Here is a 13,727-nt window from a genome sequence, read left to right as displayed (position 1 = left end):
CAAATGTGGACGTAATAATTGTAGAAAATGAAGAACAACTGGAGACGGCTTTTCAAATTCGAAAAAAAGTATTTGTAGAAGAGCAGCACGTCCCGGTTGAAGAAGAAATTGACGCATTGGAACAAGAGTGCACGCATTTTCTGCTGTACGATAATGAAGGGAAACCCTCAGGCGCCGGGCGTTTTCGAATGGTGGATGGGTACGGGAAAGTGGAGCGCATCTGCATCCTTCCGTCCGTGCGCGGCAAAGGGGCCGGCCGGGAACTGATGCTGGCAATTGAACATTATGCCGCAGAACAAGGCGTGCAAAAATGCAAATTAAACGCACAGACACACGCGATTCCTTTTTACGAAAAACTCGGATACCGTGTTGTTTCCGGTGAATTTCTCGATGCCGGCATTCCGCATAAAACAATGGAGAAACCGATCAAATAACATCCAGAACCCCGAGCTGGAGAAAAAGCCCCAAATCCGTGAAAAAGCGGCGAGAAGTTGTGTCTCGCCGCTTTTTTTCAATATTTAGGTGATATAAACCAATTTGCATGATGATGCAATTTTTCAGCAGGCAACCAAGCGGCAATATTTTGTTTATTTTATAATCGCTTTTTCAATCTTGCTGCTTTTCCGGAGTAAAAATTCGCACTCCAGCGGGAAAAGTTTCAAACCGAAAGATCAATATATTGCCCCAGGCCGGTAATGTTTGCGATGATCCGGCTTTTTGGCGGTTTTCTTGCCGGTTGTTCATTTGCTTTAAAATGGTATTCTGTTCCACCCGTGACGCCGTTTTGCCGCTTAACAGGATAAGCCCTCGAAACGGCACCTGCTTTTTCCACTTCAAGCCGGCGCAGGGACATTCCGTCATAAAGCCGGTACTGGCTTGCCTGATAATCGGGAATTGGAGCGATCAAACTCATGGCAGTCACCCCTCTAAATTGTTTCTATATTCTTTTCCCTTTCTTCTTTCATTTTAAACAGAAAAATGCGGACTTGCATCTGATTTGCAAGCCCGCTTTGATTACTTTCCGTTGTTCATCATTTTGTTGATCGTGTTAAAATCCAGTTTTTTCCCGTCTTTAACAATCGATTCAACAATTTTGTCTTCCAGCTCTTTCGGTACCCGTTTGTTTGCAATTTGCGAGACGCGCTGGATGATGCCGCGGACGGTATTTTCATCTTTAAAGTTCGCGTTCTGCAAGGAATTTGCAAGCTGGAAAATGTCATTCATATTAACGCCTGTCTTCTTTTCGATATTCTTGAAAAACTGATGATCCACCTTCGTCGCTCCTCTCTTCAAGCTGTTTTATCGTATGAAAAAAGAAGCCGGATTGACAGTACAAAAGTGGATTTTCAATTGAAAACGTGTTAGCCGGAATTTTTCATTGCAAAAAAGTGCATTTTCCCGGTGCACAAGCTTGATTTACAGCCAGTGCTTTGATGAAGGACAGTTTGATGTTTCATGGCACTTGTTTTGTCTTTCATCGATTAAGTCCGTATAATTGTGTAAAAAGAAGGAGTCATTTTATCAACTCTTGGCAACACTGTTTTCAACAACAATAAACAATGAAAAGAGGAGATAAAATGACTCACTTACAGTTTAACCTAAATTTGGATGTTTTAAAAGAAGCCATCATGACTTCCGATCTTGACGCGGTAATTAAATCTGCGGTTGTCCTCGTGTTAAACGAGTTTATGGAAAAGGAAAGGGATGACTATTTAAAAACGAGCCCTTATGAACGCGCTGTTGAACGCCGGGATTACCGGAACGGTTACTATGAACGCGAGCTGTTGATGAGCATCGGCAATGTTACATTAAAAGTTCCCCGGACACGTAATGGCGAATTCTCAACTACCTTATTTGAAAAGTATGCCAGATGTGACCAAGCTTTCGTCCTTTCAATGTTGGAGATGGTCATCAATGGCGTCTCTACCCGTAAGGTCACAAATGTCGTAGAACAGCTTTGCGGTAAGAATGTATCCAAGTCGTTTGTCTCTTCCCTTAAGCAAAAACTGGATCCCATTGTGAATGCTTGGGCCGAGAGACCGTTGAATACAACCTACTACCCTTATGTGTTTGTGGACGCCATGTATATAAAAGTACGGGAGCACCATAAGGTCGTATCAAAGGCTGTTTATATTGCGACTGCCATTACAGAGAAGAATACACGTGAAATACTGGGTTTAAGCGTTGACCATGCAGAAAGTTTGGAGAGTTGGAGTTCATTTTTTAAACAACTTAAATCACGTGGACTCCAATCACCAAAACTCGTTATTTCCGATGCTCACATGGGCCTTCAGAAAGCAATACAACGGGAATTCATTGGCACTGCTTGGCAAAGGTGCAATGTTCATTTTAAACGCAATATCATTGAAAAACTGCCCAAAAAAGATACTGCAGAAATCCGGGTGATGATTAAGCGCGTGTTTGAGGCCGTTACGATTGAGGACATACGCAAGTTTAAAGATGAATTAATAAACAAATTTGGTACAGAAGCAAGATTTGAAAAAGCCCTGGCCATTTTAGATGAAGGTTTTGAAGATACTATCCAATACATGAACTTTCCTGAGAATATCCGTATGCACATACGGAGTACTAATTCCCTCGAGCGGCTTAACCAAGAGGTTCGTAGAAGGGAAAGGGTCATTCGCATTTTTCCTAATACCCAATCTGCTTTTCGTTTGGTTGGTGCCGTTTTAATGCAGTATCAAGATACAGAATACTCGAAGAGGAAGTCACTTATGGGAAAGAATAGTTAGCAGCATTTTCAGCTTAACTTCCATCATGGATGATTTCATCTCCGGGAAGGGATGTCAAATTGAAAGGCATTTGACATCCCTTCCCGGAGATGAAGAAAAAAACCCATGGAAGTTAAGCCGAAAAAATGAAGGGGTGGTTGAAAACATTTGCCCATAAATTTACACAATAACCTGGACTTGACTTCTTTCATCAACCTGGTGAAGGACAGTTTGGCGTTTTTCGGCCTGGGTTTTGTCCTTCATTACCCTGATGAAGGACATTTCTGCATTTCCCGACCTGAGTTTTGTCCTTCATCACCTCGATGAAGGACATTTCGGCGTTATCCGCCCGGTGTTTTGTCTTTCATCACCTCGATGAAAGACAATTTGACTTTGCCAGGCCAGTGTTTTGTCTTTCATTACTCCGATGAAGGACAATTCGGCTTTGCCAGGCCTGGGGTTTGTCTTTCATTGAAGCTGCCAAAAGGAAAAACAAGCTGTATTTGGACCCGAAATGCCTTTTTGAACCTGCCAAAAGGACAAAACACGATGCATCCGGGCTCGAAATGTCCTTTTGAAGCCGTCAAAAGGACAAAACACGTTACGTCTGGATCCGAAATGTCCTTTTGAACCTGCCAAAAGGACAAAACACGTTTCATCCGAGCTCGAAATGTCTTTTTGAAGCCGTCAAAAGGACAAAAAACGTTACGTCTGGATCCGAAATGTCCTTTTGAAGCCGTCAAAAGGACAAAACATGTTGCATCCGGGCTCGAAATGTCTTTTTGAACCTGCCAAAAGGACAAAACACGCTGCTTCCGGGCCCGAAATGTCCTTTTGTAACCGTCAAAAGGACAAAACACGCTGCTTCCGGGTCCAAAATGTCTTTTTGAACCTGCCAAAAGGACAAAACACGTTTCATCCGGGCTCGAAATGTCCTTTTGAAGCCGTCAAAAGGACAAAACACGCTGTATCCAGGCTCGAAATGTCTTTTTGAAGCCGTCAAAAGGACAAAACACGATGCATCCGGGCCCGAAATGTCTTTTTGAAGCTACCAAAAGGACAAAACACGTTCAGGTACCAGGGCTTTTGTATTGTTAGACCCCCTAATTAGACAAACCTTACGCCGGACGAGGGCCTTTTGTCTAATTGGATCTTCCAATTAAACAAAACACGCTCGGATACCGGGGCTTTTGTCCAATTAGAGGCGGCTCGGTCATCGCCCTATGAAGAACAGTTCACCGATTCCCGGCCTCGCATTTTGTGCCCGTTCCCCTCCAAAAATTTCCCCTCTCCGGCTATAAAAAAAGCGGGGAATCCTCCCCGCAACTTGTCAGCAGAAGCTTGCACCGACAATAATTAACAGAATGAACAAAACAACGATCAATACAAACGTGCTGCCGTAGCCGTAACCACCGCCGTAACCGCAGCCGCCGCCATAACCGTATCCAAACATGTTTTTCACCTCACTTCTTGTATTACACTATACAATATGTAAGGTGCAGGCATTCGGTATAGGCGTGTGTCAGGGACGGCATGATTATCCTCTTGGCTTAAAGAGGAGCGAGCCGATAAATCCGAAAATAATCGCAGCCGAAATGCCGGAAGATGTGACTTCAAACATGCCGGTCAATACCCCGACAATGCCGTGCCTTTGCACTTCCTGCATGGCGCCGGTTGCAAGCGAATTGCCAAAACTTGTAATCGGAATGGTCGCTCCGGCACCGGCAAAATTTACAAGCGGTTCATAAAGGCCGAGGCCCGATAAAATCGCGCCGGCCGTGACGAGGACACTCATCGTATGCCCCGGCGATAATTTTGCGACATCAAACAGCAACTGGCCAATCACACAAATCAGCCCACCAATCACAAAGGCCCAGAAAAACATTGCAAGCATTACGCATCCTTCCTTTCTTACAAATACTCGATCGCTCAGGCTCACACAATCCGTGCTGCAACCTAAGCGAATACTCGATCGCAGGCTCACACAATCCGCGGTACCTAGGCATAAGACCCTTTCTTACAAATATCCGATCGCGAGGCTCAAACAATCCGTCCCGCAACCTAAGCAAATACTCGATCGCGCAGGCCGAAACAATCCGTGCTGCAACCCAACCATATGACCCTTTCTTCAAATATTTGATGGCGTAGCCTCAAACAACTCGTGCCGCAACCTAATACTCGATCGCGCACCTCAAATTATCCGTATCCGTGCCGCAACCTAAGCAAATATCGATGGCGCAGGCTCAATCCATGCCGCAACGCAACCTAGGCAATACCCTTTCTTACAAATACTCGATGGCGCAGGCGTGCGCGATGCACGGGATGGTTTCGCCCTGCTGATAAGACAAAGGCGACAATAGTGCGCCGGTTGCGACGAGCAAAATTTTTTGGTATCGGCCTTTTTTCATTTCGTTTAGCAAATGGCCATACAGGACAATCGCTGAACATCCGGCACCGCTTGCCCCGGCCTGGACGGGCTGGGACTTGTCATATACCATCAGGCCGCAATCCTGGAACTGTTCGCTGCGAATATCAAGATTCTTCTGTTTGAAAAGATCGAGCGCGATGGAACGCCCGATTTTCGCCAAATCGCCGGTCACAATCAAGTCATAGTAAGATGGATCACGGCCGGTTTCCCGGAGATGCTGTTCAATCGTATCGACCGCTGCCGGCGCCATTGCAGCGCCCATATTAAACGGATCGGAAATGCCAAGGTCCAGTACTTTTCCGATCGTGGCCGATGTAATCCGCGGCGCCGGCCCGTTTTCTTCCGTACCGACCACCGCGAATCCCGCCCCTGTCACTGTCCATTGTGCAGTCGGCGGTTTCTGCCCGCCGTATTCGGTCGGATAGCGGAATTGCTTCTCTGTTGTTGCATTGTGGCTCGAAGCCCCTGCCAGCACTTTTTCCGCCCCGCCGTGATTAATGATGAAAGCGGCAAGCGCCAGGCTTTCCATCGAAGTGGCACAGGCGCTAAAAAGGCCCACGTAAGGAATCGCATTTGTCCTTGCCGCAAAACTTGTCGGCGTGATTTGGTTAATCAAATCACCAGCGAGAAAAAACTGAATATCGGTTTCCTTAAGGTTTCGCTTTTTCAGGGCAATGCTAACTGCTTCCTCGATCAGTTTGCGCTGGGCTTTTTCATACGAATCCTCGCCGATCCACAAATCTTCAAAAAACCGGTCGAAATCGCCTGCTATCCGCCCCTTTTTTTCAAACGGGCCCCCGACAACACCGGTTGAAAGAATGGCCGGACGGTTCGTGAAAGTCCATGTTTGCGATTTTGCGGGCATTACGATCCCCCCCACATCATGACCACGGTCCGAATCAGGACGACAACAAACGCGGAAAACACACCAAATACAATGACGGTGCCGGCCAGTTTGAAGATATTCCCGCCGACGCCAAGCACATAGCCTTCCGTCCGGTGTTCAATCGCAGCGGAAACGACGGAATTGCCAAAGCCCGTTACCGGCACCGCGCTCCCTGCACCGGCGTACTGCCCGATATGGTCATAAATGCCAAAGCCGGTCAACAGCATGGATAAAAACACCATTGTGGCGGTTGTCGGGTTGCCGGCCGTTTTTTCGGTGAAATTAAACATGTATATATAGAAGTAAGTAAGGGCCTGCCCAACCAGACAAAAACAGCCGCCTACCCAAAATGCACGGATGCAGTTTTTTAACACCGGCCTTTTCATCTCATGCTTTTTTTCGAACTGATCATACGCTTTTTGTTCGGGTGTTTTGTTTTGATTTTTGTTTGCCATTGTCTCAGCCCTTTTCCTATGTTAATTCCTGTTTCAGCTTGATGATGTCTTTAAAACGTTTTTTTGCCTTGCCGACTGAAATTCTGTGCTTGTCCATATCTTCCTTGAGGCGGACGGTTTCCAGGAAAATTTTATAGTCGCTGGAAGTGATAAATTTGCGCCCGGGGTAGCGTTTCTTTAAAAAGGCGTTGAGCTGTTTTTCGATTTTCTTCATTTTAAAACGGTGCAGATGCCTGACTTTGTAGGCAACCAATGTTTCTTTCGGCCCTTCAATGATGGCCACATCGTAAATGCTGTCAAAGCCGAGGACATCTTTTTTCAATTGCCCTGAAACGGCCTTATTCCCGGTGTTAGTGAGTCTCACCGGCGACGGTTGTGTTTTTTTCACAAGCGCCATTTTGCTGTCCTTGTGTTCCGGCCCGTTAAAACCGCAGCCGGAGAGCAAACATACTGAAGCTAAAACATACATGATTTTTTTCATACTCATCCCTCTGCGCTTTCAACTTTTACCTCTCTATTTTTCGCGCAAGCGCAGATTTTATAATTAGAAATTCTTGCCGCATCCTGGAAAATGGGGAAAACAAAAGCGGAAGTGCAATCCTGCCTTCCGCCTTAGCTTTATCGCGTTTTTTTGCCACCGCAGCCGCATCCGCCTTTTTTGACTTTTTTCTGGTCGTTTTTATACGCCGGGACGGATGAAGGGGTGACCGGAATTTTGATGCGTGGTTTGCCCATAATCTTACCATCCTTTCCTCAAGATTCGCGCTTCCTTTTTTATCGTATGCGGTATTTTTATGGTTGTTCACTTCATTCGTCCATGATCCGCGAAAGGACGGTCTCGAGGAAGCTTGCCAGGCCGGCGATTGCAAGGATCATGACAACAGGCAACCCGATTTGCGGAAAAAGCACCCAACCCCCGTACAGGATGGCGGCGGACCAGACGCCGGTGCACCAGTGGCAACTTAATAATTCGCCAATCCATTTTCTGATCCCTGTTCCTTTAATTTCAATAAATTCCTCTACTGTGCCATCAGGCGCTATTTCCGTTATTTCTTTATGGAACGGTTTTCGTAAAAAGGCCGTAATTTTATCGTAAACCAATAAGCGCGTCAGCCTGAAACTGGCCAGTGCAAGCAGGACGAAATCAAGCCAATAGGAAACCATTTCCTGCCTCCTTCCCCGGAAGGATCCGGATGCAAAATGCCCCATGCAAGTTGTTTGCCTATTTTTGCAAAAACGCGGGGACATTCGTAACAAAAAAAGCACTGAGACAATATTCTATAGTGTACTGAAACTAAACCATTGAAGGAGTTGAAAAATGAATGAGCAGTAAATCCCATGAATATTCCCGTACTTGCGTTTGTGATGTCGTACAATTCATCAACGATTTGCAGGATGCTGCGGTGGAAGACAGCAGCTGCCCGACCAACTGCTTGAATCCAGTGCTCGGTGCCAACAGGGAAAAACATTCACATGTCAACACACGTCCATTCATTCTATATACAAAAGACGGTTGTGCTTTTGAACCATTTTACAAAAATCACCACTTTGACAGCTGCGACGACTTCTGCGAAAAATCGAAATTTTTAAGAGTCGAAAATGTGGAAGGATGCTGTGCTGTTGTACGGGTTTTAAAATGTGTCTGCGAACATCACGACGGCCATTCAAGGGTCCATTTTGAAGTAACCGATACGTGCATCACGCTTGATTTAACCGACTTCATTGCCATTCAATGTCTCGAAGATACATTTGTCAATTTGTAATGTATGAAAGTCGATAAGTTGCCGCTTATCGACTTTTTTTCCGGGGCTTTACTGGACCAGCAATTTAATGTCCGTGATCTCATCCAGATTGATCCAGGCCGTTTCCATGGAAGAAAAAGACATGACGGACAATTGGTCTTCCATCCGTTCAAGGATCACGGCACGATAGGCGGTGCTGTTCGTTTGGATCATGACGGGGATTTCCGGCAGAAACCGCGGCTTATGGATTAAATAGTCAATTTTTTCATGGACTGTCATTTCTTTAAACCGTTTCCTCGATGGCGGTTGGACGGTTTCTTGTTCCGGCAAAGTGCCGGTTGTGCCAGCGCCGTCCGTTTCAAAAGCCGTTTCCGCTTCCACCGCTCCGGCGGGTTCCGCAGCATTTGCCGCCTGTTGCTGTTCCGCGGCATTCGACGCTCCATCGTGTTCCAAACTATTTGCCGCCTTTGCCATGGCCGGAACAATTACGGCTCCCCCGCGTTCCGCAGCTCCTTCTGTTTTTTCCTGTTCTGACGTTTTATTTGGTATGGGCTGTCCCTGTTCTGCTTTTTCCTCCTGTGCCGCTGTATTGTTTTTCTCTTCGGCATGCCCTGTATCGCCGCCGGCAGGCATTGGTTCCGCGATCGTCCCATGGACGGCATGTTCAGGTTTTTCGCTAACCACATTTCTGTACACTTTCTGCATTTTGATCGCGAGCGGAACATTTTTCGGCTGGATAATATAAAGAAGCGGTTTTTGGCTGCTGTACTGGCTCTCCTCCATGTTTCCAAAATCCCTCCTCTGATTTCTGGCTCGCTTTATAACTATGCGCGGAAATAAGAAATGTGCCTAGGGGCTTGGAATCTCCCAATCATTTGATATTTCTGCCTTATCGTATGTTTTGGGGACAAGGAACGGAACAGAGGTTTTCACAGCATATTGGCACAAATTGATAAAGCAAAAAAATGTGCTTTTATAAGCTACCATCCGTCTATTCCAAAAATATGCGGATGAGTAGAATATATGAACAAAACGAAGGGAGGCATTTAAATGTCTTATTATGACTCAAACGGCAGCTGCTATGATGATCATCGCCGCCACAAACGGCAAGACGAGGAAGAACGGGGTCTTCTTTCGGAATTCGATGTGGATCAGTCGCCGTCCGTACCTGTACCTGTGACAGGCGTCTTTAACATGGCAAACGCCATTGCGGAAGTAGATGTAAAAGTAGATGATTATGATGACCGCGTTTCATTGCTCGCAACTGTCGAATGGTCGCCGGCAGACCTGCCGCTCGGTGTAACACTTGCAGCCTTAATTGCGGCCGTTACAGGAGCAGGAACAGGGATCGTCATTCCGTTAACCATTCCGGCAACCTTCAGAATCTGGAGAAGAAATTCTTCCGGTACAACACTCATCTCTCAAAAAACGGATGAAAGCGCGGTTTCTGGCATTGCCATTCTTGCAGCCGGCGGGCTTGTTACCCTGCTTTTTGAAAACGTGACAACTACGGTTCACGCCGTGGATACCGATCCGTCCAAAGGGAAAAATGAATACTTCTTAACCATTGAACTCGGTACTTTTGCTCCAGATACAACGATTCCAGGGGCTGCACCTACACTGCTTGGAACCATTACATTGACGCCTCAAAATGTCGTCAGCTACACCTTCTCTGCTGCAGAAATTGAAGATAACGACCACTTTCATGATGACAAGAAAAAAGGCCATAAAAAAGATTACAGAGACTGATGCCATGCCAAAAAAGCCGGGAAGGTTTCACTTCCTGGCTTTTTTTCATCTGCGCGCCGGACAAGCTGTTTGCATCCCACGTTAGCCCATAATATGATAGCCGGCATCCACATGAATGTTTTCGCCTGTAACAGCGCGCGACAGGTCACTAAAGAGAAACAGCGCGGTATCACCGACTTCACTCGTATCAACACCACGGTGAAGCGGCGCCCTTTCTTCCATCACTTTCAAAATGCTGTTGAAGTCGCTGACCCCTTTTGCCGACAGTGTGCGGATCGGGCCGGCCGAGATCGAGTTGACGCGGATGTTGAGCTTCCCGAGGTCATATGCCAAATAGCGGACGCTTGCATCGAGGGAAGCTTTCGCAACGCCCATCACATTGTAATTTTCCATGACGCGTTCACCGCCGAGGTAGGTAAGGGTGACAATGCTGCCCCCGTTTGGCATGAGTTCCAGTTCTTTCACCGCTTTGGCAACGGCCGACAGCGAATAGGAACTGATATTATGGGCCAGTAAAAATCCTTCACGCGTCACGTTTGTGTAGTCGCCTTTTAATTCTTCCCTGCGGGCAAACGCAACACAGTGGGCAATGCCGTTAATCGTGCCGGCTTCATTTTTGATCGTTTGAAAGCATGACTGGATTTGCTCGTCGCTTTCCACGTCACATTGAAGGATCAGATAGTCCTTTCGGTTCAGCGTTTCAGCAAGTTCGCGGATGCTTTTTTCATTCCGGTCGAGCGCATAGGTAAAAATAATCCTTGCGCCTGCTGCATCAAGCGATTGGGCAATTCCCCAGGCAATACTGCGCTTATTTGCAACTCCCATCACAACAAATGTTTTATTTTCCAAAGATAAATGCATCGTGTTAACTCCTTTATTCACAATTTATATGCGATTTTTAGTACCTGATACCAATTCTACATGAACTTTTCGGGTTTGAAAAGCACTTGCGTTTGATTTGTTTCGCGATGAACGTGCCGGGGCTCCGGGGAAAATCAAACTTTTTTCAGCTGCCGGCATTTGTTCAGGCGCGCCGGACAACATAAGATAGAGATGGAAGGAGCGCTAAGCATTGACCCTAACGATCCTAAGAACATTATCCGGGAACATCGCAAAGCGTCCAAGCCCGAACTTGTATTCCGGGCTCGCCCGGAATATAAAATCTTATACTCACTTGTCAATAAGCAGAATGAACCGGAAATTGACATCCACTTTGGATTTAAACTTATTATACAAGGAGCGAATGTCGTGAAAATCGATATCATTGGGGATATACACGGCTGCATGGCGGAATTCAGGAAGCTCACGGAAAAAATGGACTATCAATGGGAAAACGGCATTCCCGTTCATCCGGCGGGCCGGCTGCTTGGTTTTGTCGGCGATCTGACAGACCGTGGGCCGGCATCTTTGGAAGTGGCCGATACTGTCTATCGATTGTGGAAAAAGAAGCTTGGCCTGTACGTCCCCGGCAACCACTGCAACAAGCTGTACCGTTATTTTTTGGGGAGAAATGTCCAGCAGAAGCACGGCCTTGAAACAACGGTGGCGGAACTGGAGGCGCTCCCCGTAAAAGAGCGGGAACGGCATAGCAAACAATTTATGGAATTGTATGAGAAGTCCCCGCTTTATCTTGTTCTGGACGGCGGCAAGCTTGTCATCGCCCATGCCGGCATCCGGCGCAAGGATATTGGTAAGATGAACAAACCGGTGCAGACTTTTGTGCTTTACGGTGATATTACCGGGGAAACCAATCCGGACGGGACACCAGTGCGCCGCGACTGGGCGAAAAATGACGAGGGGGAAGGCTGGATTGTGTACGGGCATACGCCGGTGAAAGAACCGCGATTTAGCGGCCACACGGTCAATATTGATACCGGCTGCGTATTCGGCGGCAAACTGACGGCACTCCGGTATCCGGAAATTGAAACCGTCTCCGTCCCTTCTTTGATGCCATATGTGGGAGAAAAATTCAGGACGTTCGCCTGAATTTTAATCGTCTATAAGGCAAAAATTACCGGATCATATTAAAGAAGATCCAAAAAGGGCGGTTTAGAAAGAAAATGCATTTCTTTCCCTGAAACCGGGTGCTGAAATGAAAGCTCACTGCAATGGAGCGCCTGACGGGTGAAGCGGCTCGTGTTTCCGCCGTACAGTCCGTCACCGAGAAGCGGGTGGCCAATATAAGAAAGATGGACACGGATCTGGTGCGTCCTGCCGGTGTCAAGCCGGAGACGCACATATGCATATGCCGGAAATTGCCGGACAACTTCATAACGGGTGCGCGCAAACTGGCCGCCATCCCGGACTTCGCGTTCTATAATGCTCGTCTCTTTTCTCCCGATCGGGGCTTCAATCGTGCCGCTTTTTTCAGTAAAAACCCCTTCCGCGAGCGCCTCATACGTCCGGAAAATTTCATGTTTCTGCTGCATCAGGCTGCATAAATGGTGGATATAACGGTTTTTTGCAACCAGGACAAGCCCGGATGTGTTCCGGTCAAGCCGGGTCACAACATGGATTGCGGATTCGGTCCCTTTTTTCCGGTAATGGCCGAGCACTGCATTTGCAAGGCTTGCGGACGGGTGCTCGCGGGAAGGGATCGTATTCATAAACGCCGGCTTATCCGCAACAAGCACGCTTTCATCTTCATAAATAAGGCCAAACGGAATATTTTCGGGCGTAAGATTGGGGCTCGGGGTTTCTTTTGGAAAAACAATTGCGGCCGTATCATTCGGCTGCAATCGATAACGGACCGTTACTTCGCGGCCGTTCACAAGGATCAGCCCGCCGCGGAATTTAATATCCGCAAGCGCCCGTTTCGAGATATGGCGCGCTTTTAAAAATTCTTTCAGTTCCTGATGTGCCTCAGCTTCTGTAATTGTCCACGATAATGTCAACATGTTTTCACCTAATCCGAAATAAAAGAATCATGCACCCTCTTCCAGAAAGGAAAAGGCCTGAAACGGGCAAACCGGATCTTTTCTTTTGCCACACGGTACTGGATGGACCGGACTTCCTTATGGAGCAGCGTTAAATGGTCAACTGTTACCAAAAAATCTTTCTGCCGGACCGGGCGCAACACACAAGTATGGTGCCCCGGCAAAATAAGCGGCGAGCCGATTGTCCGGAACACTTTATTGTTAATGGATGCCATCTCGGTGAGCTGGATCGATTGCAGGGAAGGGTGGACAATAGCCCCGCCGAGCGCCTTATTATAAGCCGTACTGCCACTTGGTGTGGCAAGGCATAATCCGTCGCCGCGGAAACGCTCAAAATGCCGGCCATTGATCTCAACATCGATGACAAAGGTGCCGTCCACGCATTTGACCGTTGACTCATTTAACGCAAGGTAACGCGTTTCGTGGCCGCCGTGCTCATACGCAATCATCGCTTCAAGAAGCGGGTAGTCCACCGTAGTGTAAGTTTTATGGGCGATCGCATCGACCAGCTCCTCAATTTCATCCGGCATCCAGTCGGCATAAAAGCCGAGATGGCCGGTATGCACCCCGACAAAAGCCGTCCGGTCAAGCCGGGAACTGTAGCGGTGAAAAGCATACAAAAGCGTGCCGTCCCCGCCGACCGAGATCACGATATCCGGTTGTGCTTCATCGTAAACAAGCCCGAAATCCTGCAAATAAGAACGGATTTTATGCATCCATATATTGGATTCCGTATCCCCTTTAGAAGTGATGGCAAATTTCAAGCTGCTTCCCCTCCCCTTCTTTTTTTGCCACCGGT

Annotated in this window: 17 protein-coding genes; 5 read left to right on the top strand and 12 right to left on the bottom strand. The window is 47.3% G+C overall.

Annotated features, from left to right (window positions below; genetic code table 11):
* The first annotated feature begins 5 nt into the window (after window positions 1-5).
* Window positions 6-434: a GNAT family N-acetyltransferase gene (locus tag NST20_RS04700; RefSeq protein ID WP_342400172.1), complete on the top strand. Its 429-nt coding sequence runs from the start codon at window positions 6-8 to the stop codon at window positions 432-434.
* Between the two features lie 224 nt (window positions 435-658).
* On the opposite strand, the gene NST20_RS04695 is transcribed toward NST20_RS04700, so the two are convergent.
* Together NST20_RS04695 and NST20_RS04690 are read right to left on the bottom strand one after the other, a co-directional pair.
* A complete protein-coding gene (locus NST20_RS04695; RefSeq protein WP_061575858.1) occupies window positions 659-913 on the bottom strand; it encodes a hypothetical protein in 255 nt (84 codons plus the stop codon).
* A gap of 101 nt (window positions 914-1,014) precedes the next feature.
* Window positions 1,015-1,272: a stage VI sporulation protein F gene (locus NST20_RS04690; protein ID WP_014095701.1), complete on the bottom strand. Its 258-nt coding sequence runs from the start codon at window positions 1,270-1,272 to the stop codon at window positions 1,015-1,017.
* 305 nt (window positions 1,273-1,577) lie between these two features.
* Here NST20_RS04690 and NST20_RS04685 point away from each other — a divergent pair, with 305 nt between their 5' ends.
* Window positions 1,578-2,753, top strand: a complete 1,176-nt coding sequence (locus NST20_RS04685; RefSeq protein WP_342400171.1) for an IS256 family transposase — start codon at window positions 1,578-1,580, stop codon at window positions 2,751-2,753.
* Window positions 2,754-4,062: 1,309 nt separating this feature from the next.
* Here the strand turns inward: NST20_RS04685 and NST20_RS04680 are convergent.
* From NST20_RS04680 to NST20_RS04655, 6 genes are all read right to left on the bottom strand, one after another.
* Window positions 4,063-4,185: a YjcZ family sporulation protein gene (locus NST20_RS04680; protein WP_342400170.1), complete on the bottom strand. Its 123-nt coding sequence runs from the start codon at window positions 4,183-4,185 to the stop codon at window positions 4,063-4,065.
* A gap of 84 nt (window positions 4,186-4,269) precedes the next feature.
* Window positions 4,270-4,626, bottom strand: coding sequence for a stage V sporulation protein AE (gene spoVAE / locus NST20_RS04675; RefSeq protein ID WP_014095703.1), 357 nt, complete (start codon window positions 4,624-4,626; stop codon window positions 4,270-4,272).
* Window positions 4,627-5,014: 388 nt separating this feature from the next.
* Window positions 5,015-6,025 (bottom strand): stage V sporulation protein AD, encoded by a 1,011-nt coding sequence (spoVAD, locus tag NST20_RS04670; RefSeq protein WP_342400169.1) that lies wholly within the window; start codon window positions 6,023-6,025, stop codon window positions 5,015-5,017.
* A complete protein-coding gene (gene spoVAC, locus NST20_RS04665; RefSeq protein WP_071451811.1) occupies window positions 6,025-6,501 on the bottom strand; it encodes a stage V sporulation protein AC in 477 nt (158 codons plus the stop codon). Before spoVAC ends, spoVAD begins: the two co-directional genes overlap by 1 nt.
* Window positions 6,502-6,517: 16 nt before the next feature.
* Complete coding sequence (locus tag NST20_RS04660; protein WP_013858809.1) at window positions 6,518-6,982, bottom strand: sporulation protein; 465 nt, start codon at window positions 6,980-6,982, stop codon at window positions 6,518-6,520.
* A 326-nt stretch (window positions 6,983-7,308) separates the two neighbouring features.
* The gene (locus tag NST20_RS04655) at window positions 7,309-7,665 is read right to left on the bottom strand and encodes a DUF1360 domain-containing protein (protein WP_013858807.1); all 357 of its coding nucleotides are present in this window, start codon (window positions 7,663-7,665) and stop codon (window positions 7,309-7,311) included.
* Between the two features lie 158 nt (window positions 7,666-7,823).
* Between NST20_RS04655 and NST20_RS04650 the strand changes: the two genes are divergently transcribed.
* Window positions 7,824-8,264 carry a CotY/CotZ family spore coat protein gene (locus NST20_RS04650; protein WP_029141795.1) on the top strand — a complete coding sequence of 147 codons (441 nt, stop codon included), beginning with the start codon at window positions 7,824-7,826 and terminating at the stop codon, window positions 8,262-8,264.
* Between the two features lie 48 nt (window positions 8,265-8,312).
* Here NST20_RS04650 and NST20_RS04645 read toward each other — a convergent pair whose 3' ends face one another.
* Entirely contained in the window at window positions 8,313-9,026 is a 714-nt protein-coding gene (locus NST20_RS04645) for a CotO family spore coat protein (protein WP_019721844.1), read from the bottom strand.
* A gap of 267 nt (window positions 9,027-9,293) precedes the next feature.
* On the opposite strand from NST20_RS04645, the gene NST20_RS04640 reads away from it, so the two are divergent.
* Window positions 9,294-9,992, top strand: coding sequence for a hypothetical protein (locus NST20_RS04640; RefSeq protein ID WP_342400168.1), 699 nt, complete (start codon window positions 9,294-9,296; stop codon window positions 9,990-9,992).
* An 81-nt stretch (window positions 9,993-10,073) separates the two neighbouring features.
* Here the strand turns inward: NST20_RS04640 and fabI are convergent, their stop codons facing one another.
* On the bottom strand, window positions 10,074-10,853 hold the full coding sequence (gene fabI, locus NST20_RS04635; RefSeq protein WP_342400167.1) for an enoyl-ACP reductase FabI: 780 nt from the start codon (window positions 10,851-10,853) through the stop codon (window positions 10,074-10,076).
* A gap of 387 nt (window positions 10,854-11,240) precedes the next feature.
* On the opposite strand from fabI, the gene prpE reads away from it, so the two are divergent.
* A complete protein-coding gene (gene prpE / locus NST20_RS04630; protein ID WP_061565385.1) occupies window positions 11,241-11,978 on the top strand; it encodes a bis(5'-nucleosyl)-tetraphosphatase PrpE in 738 nt (245 codons plus the stop codon).
* A 38-nt stretch (window positions 11,979-12,016) separates the two neighbouring features.
* Here prpE and NST20_RS04625 read toward each other — a convergent pair whose 3' ends face one another.
* The gene (locus NST20_RS04625) at window positions 12,017-12,889 is read right to left on the bottom strand and encodes an RluA family pseudouridine synthase (RefSeq protein ID WP_342400166.1); all 873 of its coding nucleotides are present in this window, start codon (window positions 12,887-12,889) and stop codon (window positions 12,017-12,019) included.
* An 8-nt stretch (window positions 12,890-12,897) separates the two neighbouring features.
* Complete coding sequence (locus NST20_RS04620; RefSeq protein WP_133536515.1) at window positions 12,898-13,692, bottom strand: NAD kinase; 795 nt, start codon at window positions 13,690-13,692, stop codon at window positions 12,898-12,900.
* Between the last annotated feature and the right edge of the window lie 35 nt (window positions 13,693-13,727).

The organism is Weizmannia sp. FSL W8-0676, assembly GCF_038593015.1.
GTDB lineage: Bacteria > Bacillota > Bacilli > Bacillales > Bacillaceae_C > Weizmannia > Weizmannia coagulans.
The sequence above is the reverse complement of the archived record's forward strand: the minus strand, read 5'-3'. Positions and strand labels throughout refer to the sequence as shown.

Coding starts and splice junctions, on each gene's coding strand:
- NST20_RS04660 (WP_013858809.1), bottom strand. CDS start 6,982: ATGAAAAAAATCATGTATGTTTTAGCTTCAGTATGTTTGCTCTCCGGC.
- NST20_RS04625 (WP_342400166.1), bottom strand. CDS start 12,889: ATGTTGACATTATCGTGGACAATTACAGAAGCTGAGGCACATCAGGAA.
- NST20_RS04640 (WP_342400168.1), top strand. CDS start 9,294: ATGTCTTATTATGACTCAAACGGCAGCTGCTATGATGATCATCGCCGC.
- spoVAE (WP_014095703.1), bottom strand. CDS start 4,626: ATGCTTGCAATGTTTTTCTGGGCCTTTGTGATTGGTGGGCTGATTTGT.
- NST20_RS04695 (WP_061575858.1), bottom strand. CDS start 913: ATGAGTTTGATCGCTCCAATTCCCGATTATCAGGCAAGCCAGTACCGG.
- fabI (WP_342400167.1), bottom strand. CDS start 10,853: ATGCATTTATCTTTGGAAAATAAAACATTTGTTGTGATGGGAGTTGCA.
- spoVAC (WP_071451811.1), bottom strand. CDS start 6,501: ATGGCAAACAAAAATCAAAACAAAACACCCGAACAAAAAGCGTATGAT.
- spoVAD (WP_342400169.1), bottom strand. CDS start 6,025: ATGCCCGCAAAATCGCAAACATGGACTTTCACGAACCGTCCGGCCATT.
- NST20_RS04680 (WP_342400170.1), bottom strand. CDS start 4,185: ATGTTTGGATACGGTTATGGCGGCGGCTGCGGTTACGGCGGTGGTTAC.
- NST20_RS04655 (WP_013858807.1), bottom strand. CDS start 7,665: ATGGTTTCCTATTGGCTTGATTTCGTCCTGCTTGCACTGGCCAGTTTC.
- NST20_RS04685 (WP_342400171.1), top strand. CDS start 1,578: ATGACTCACTTACAGTTTAACCTAAATTTGGATGTTTTAAAAGAAGCC.
- NST20_RS04645 (WP_019721844.1), bottom strand. CDS start 9,026: ATGGAGGAGAGCCAGTACAGCAGCCAAAAACCGCTTCTTTATATTATC.
- NST20_RS04650 (WP_029141795.1), top strand. CDS start 7,824: ATGAGCAGTAAATCCCATGAATATTCCCGTACTTGCGTTTGTGATGTC.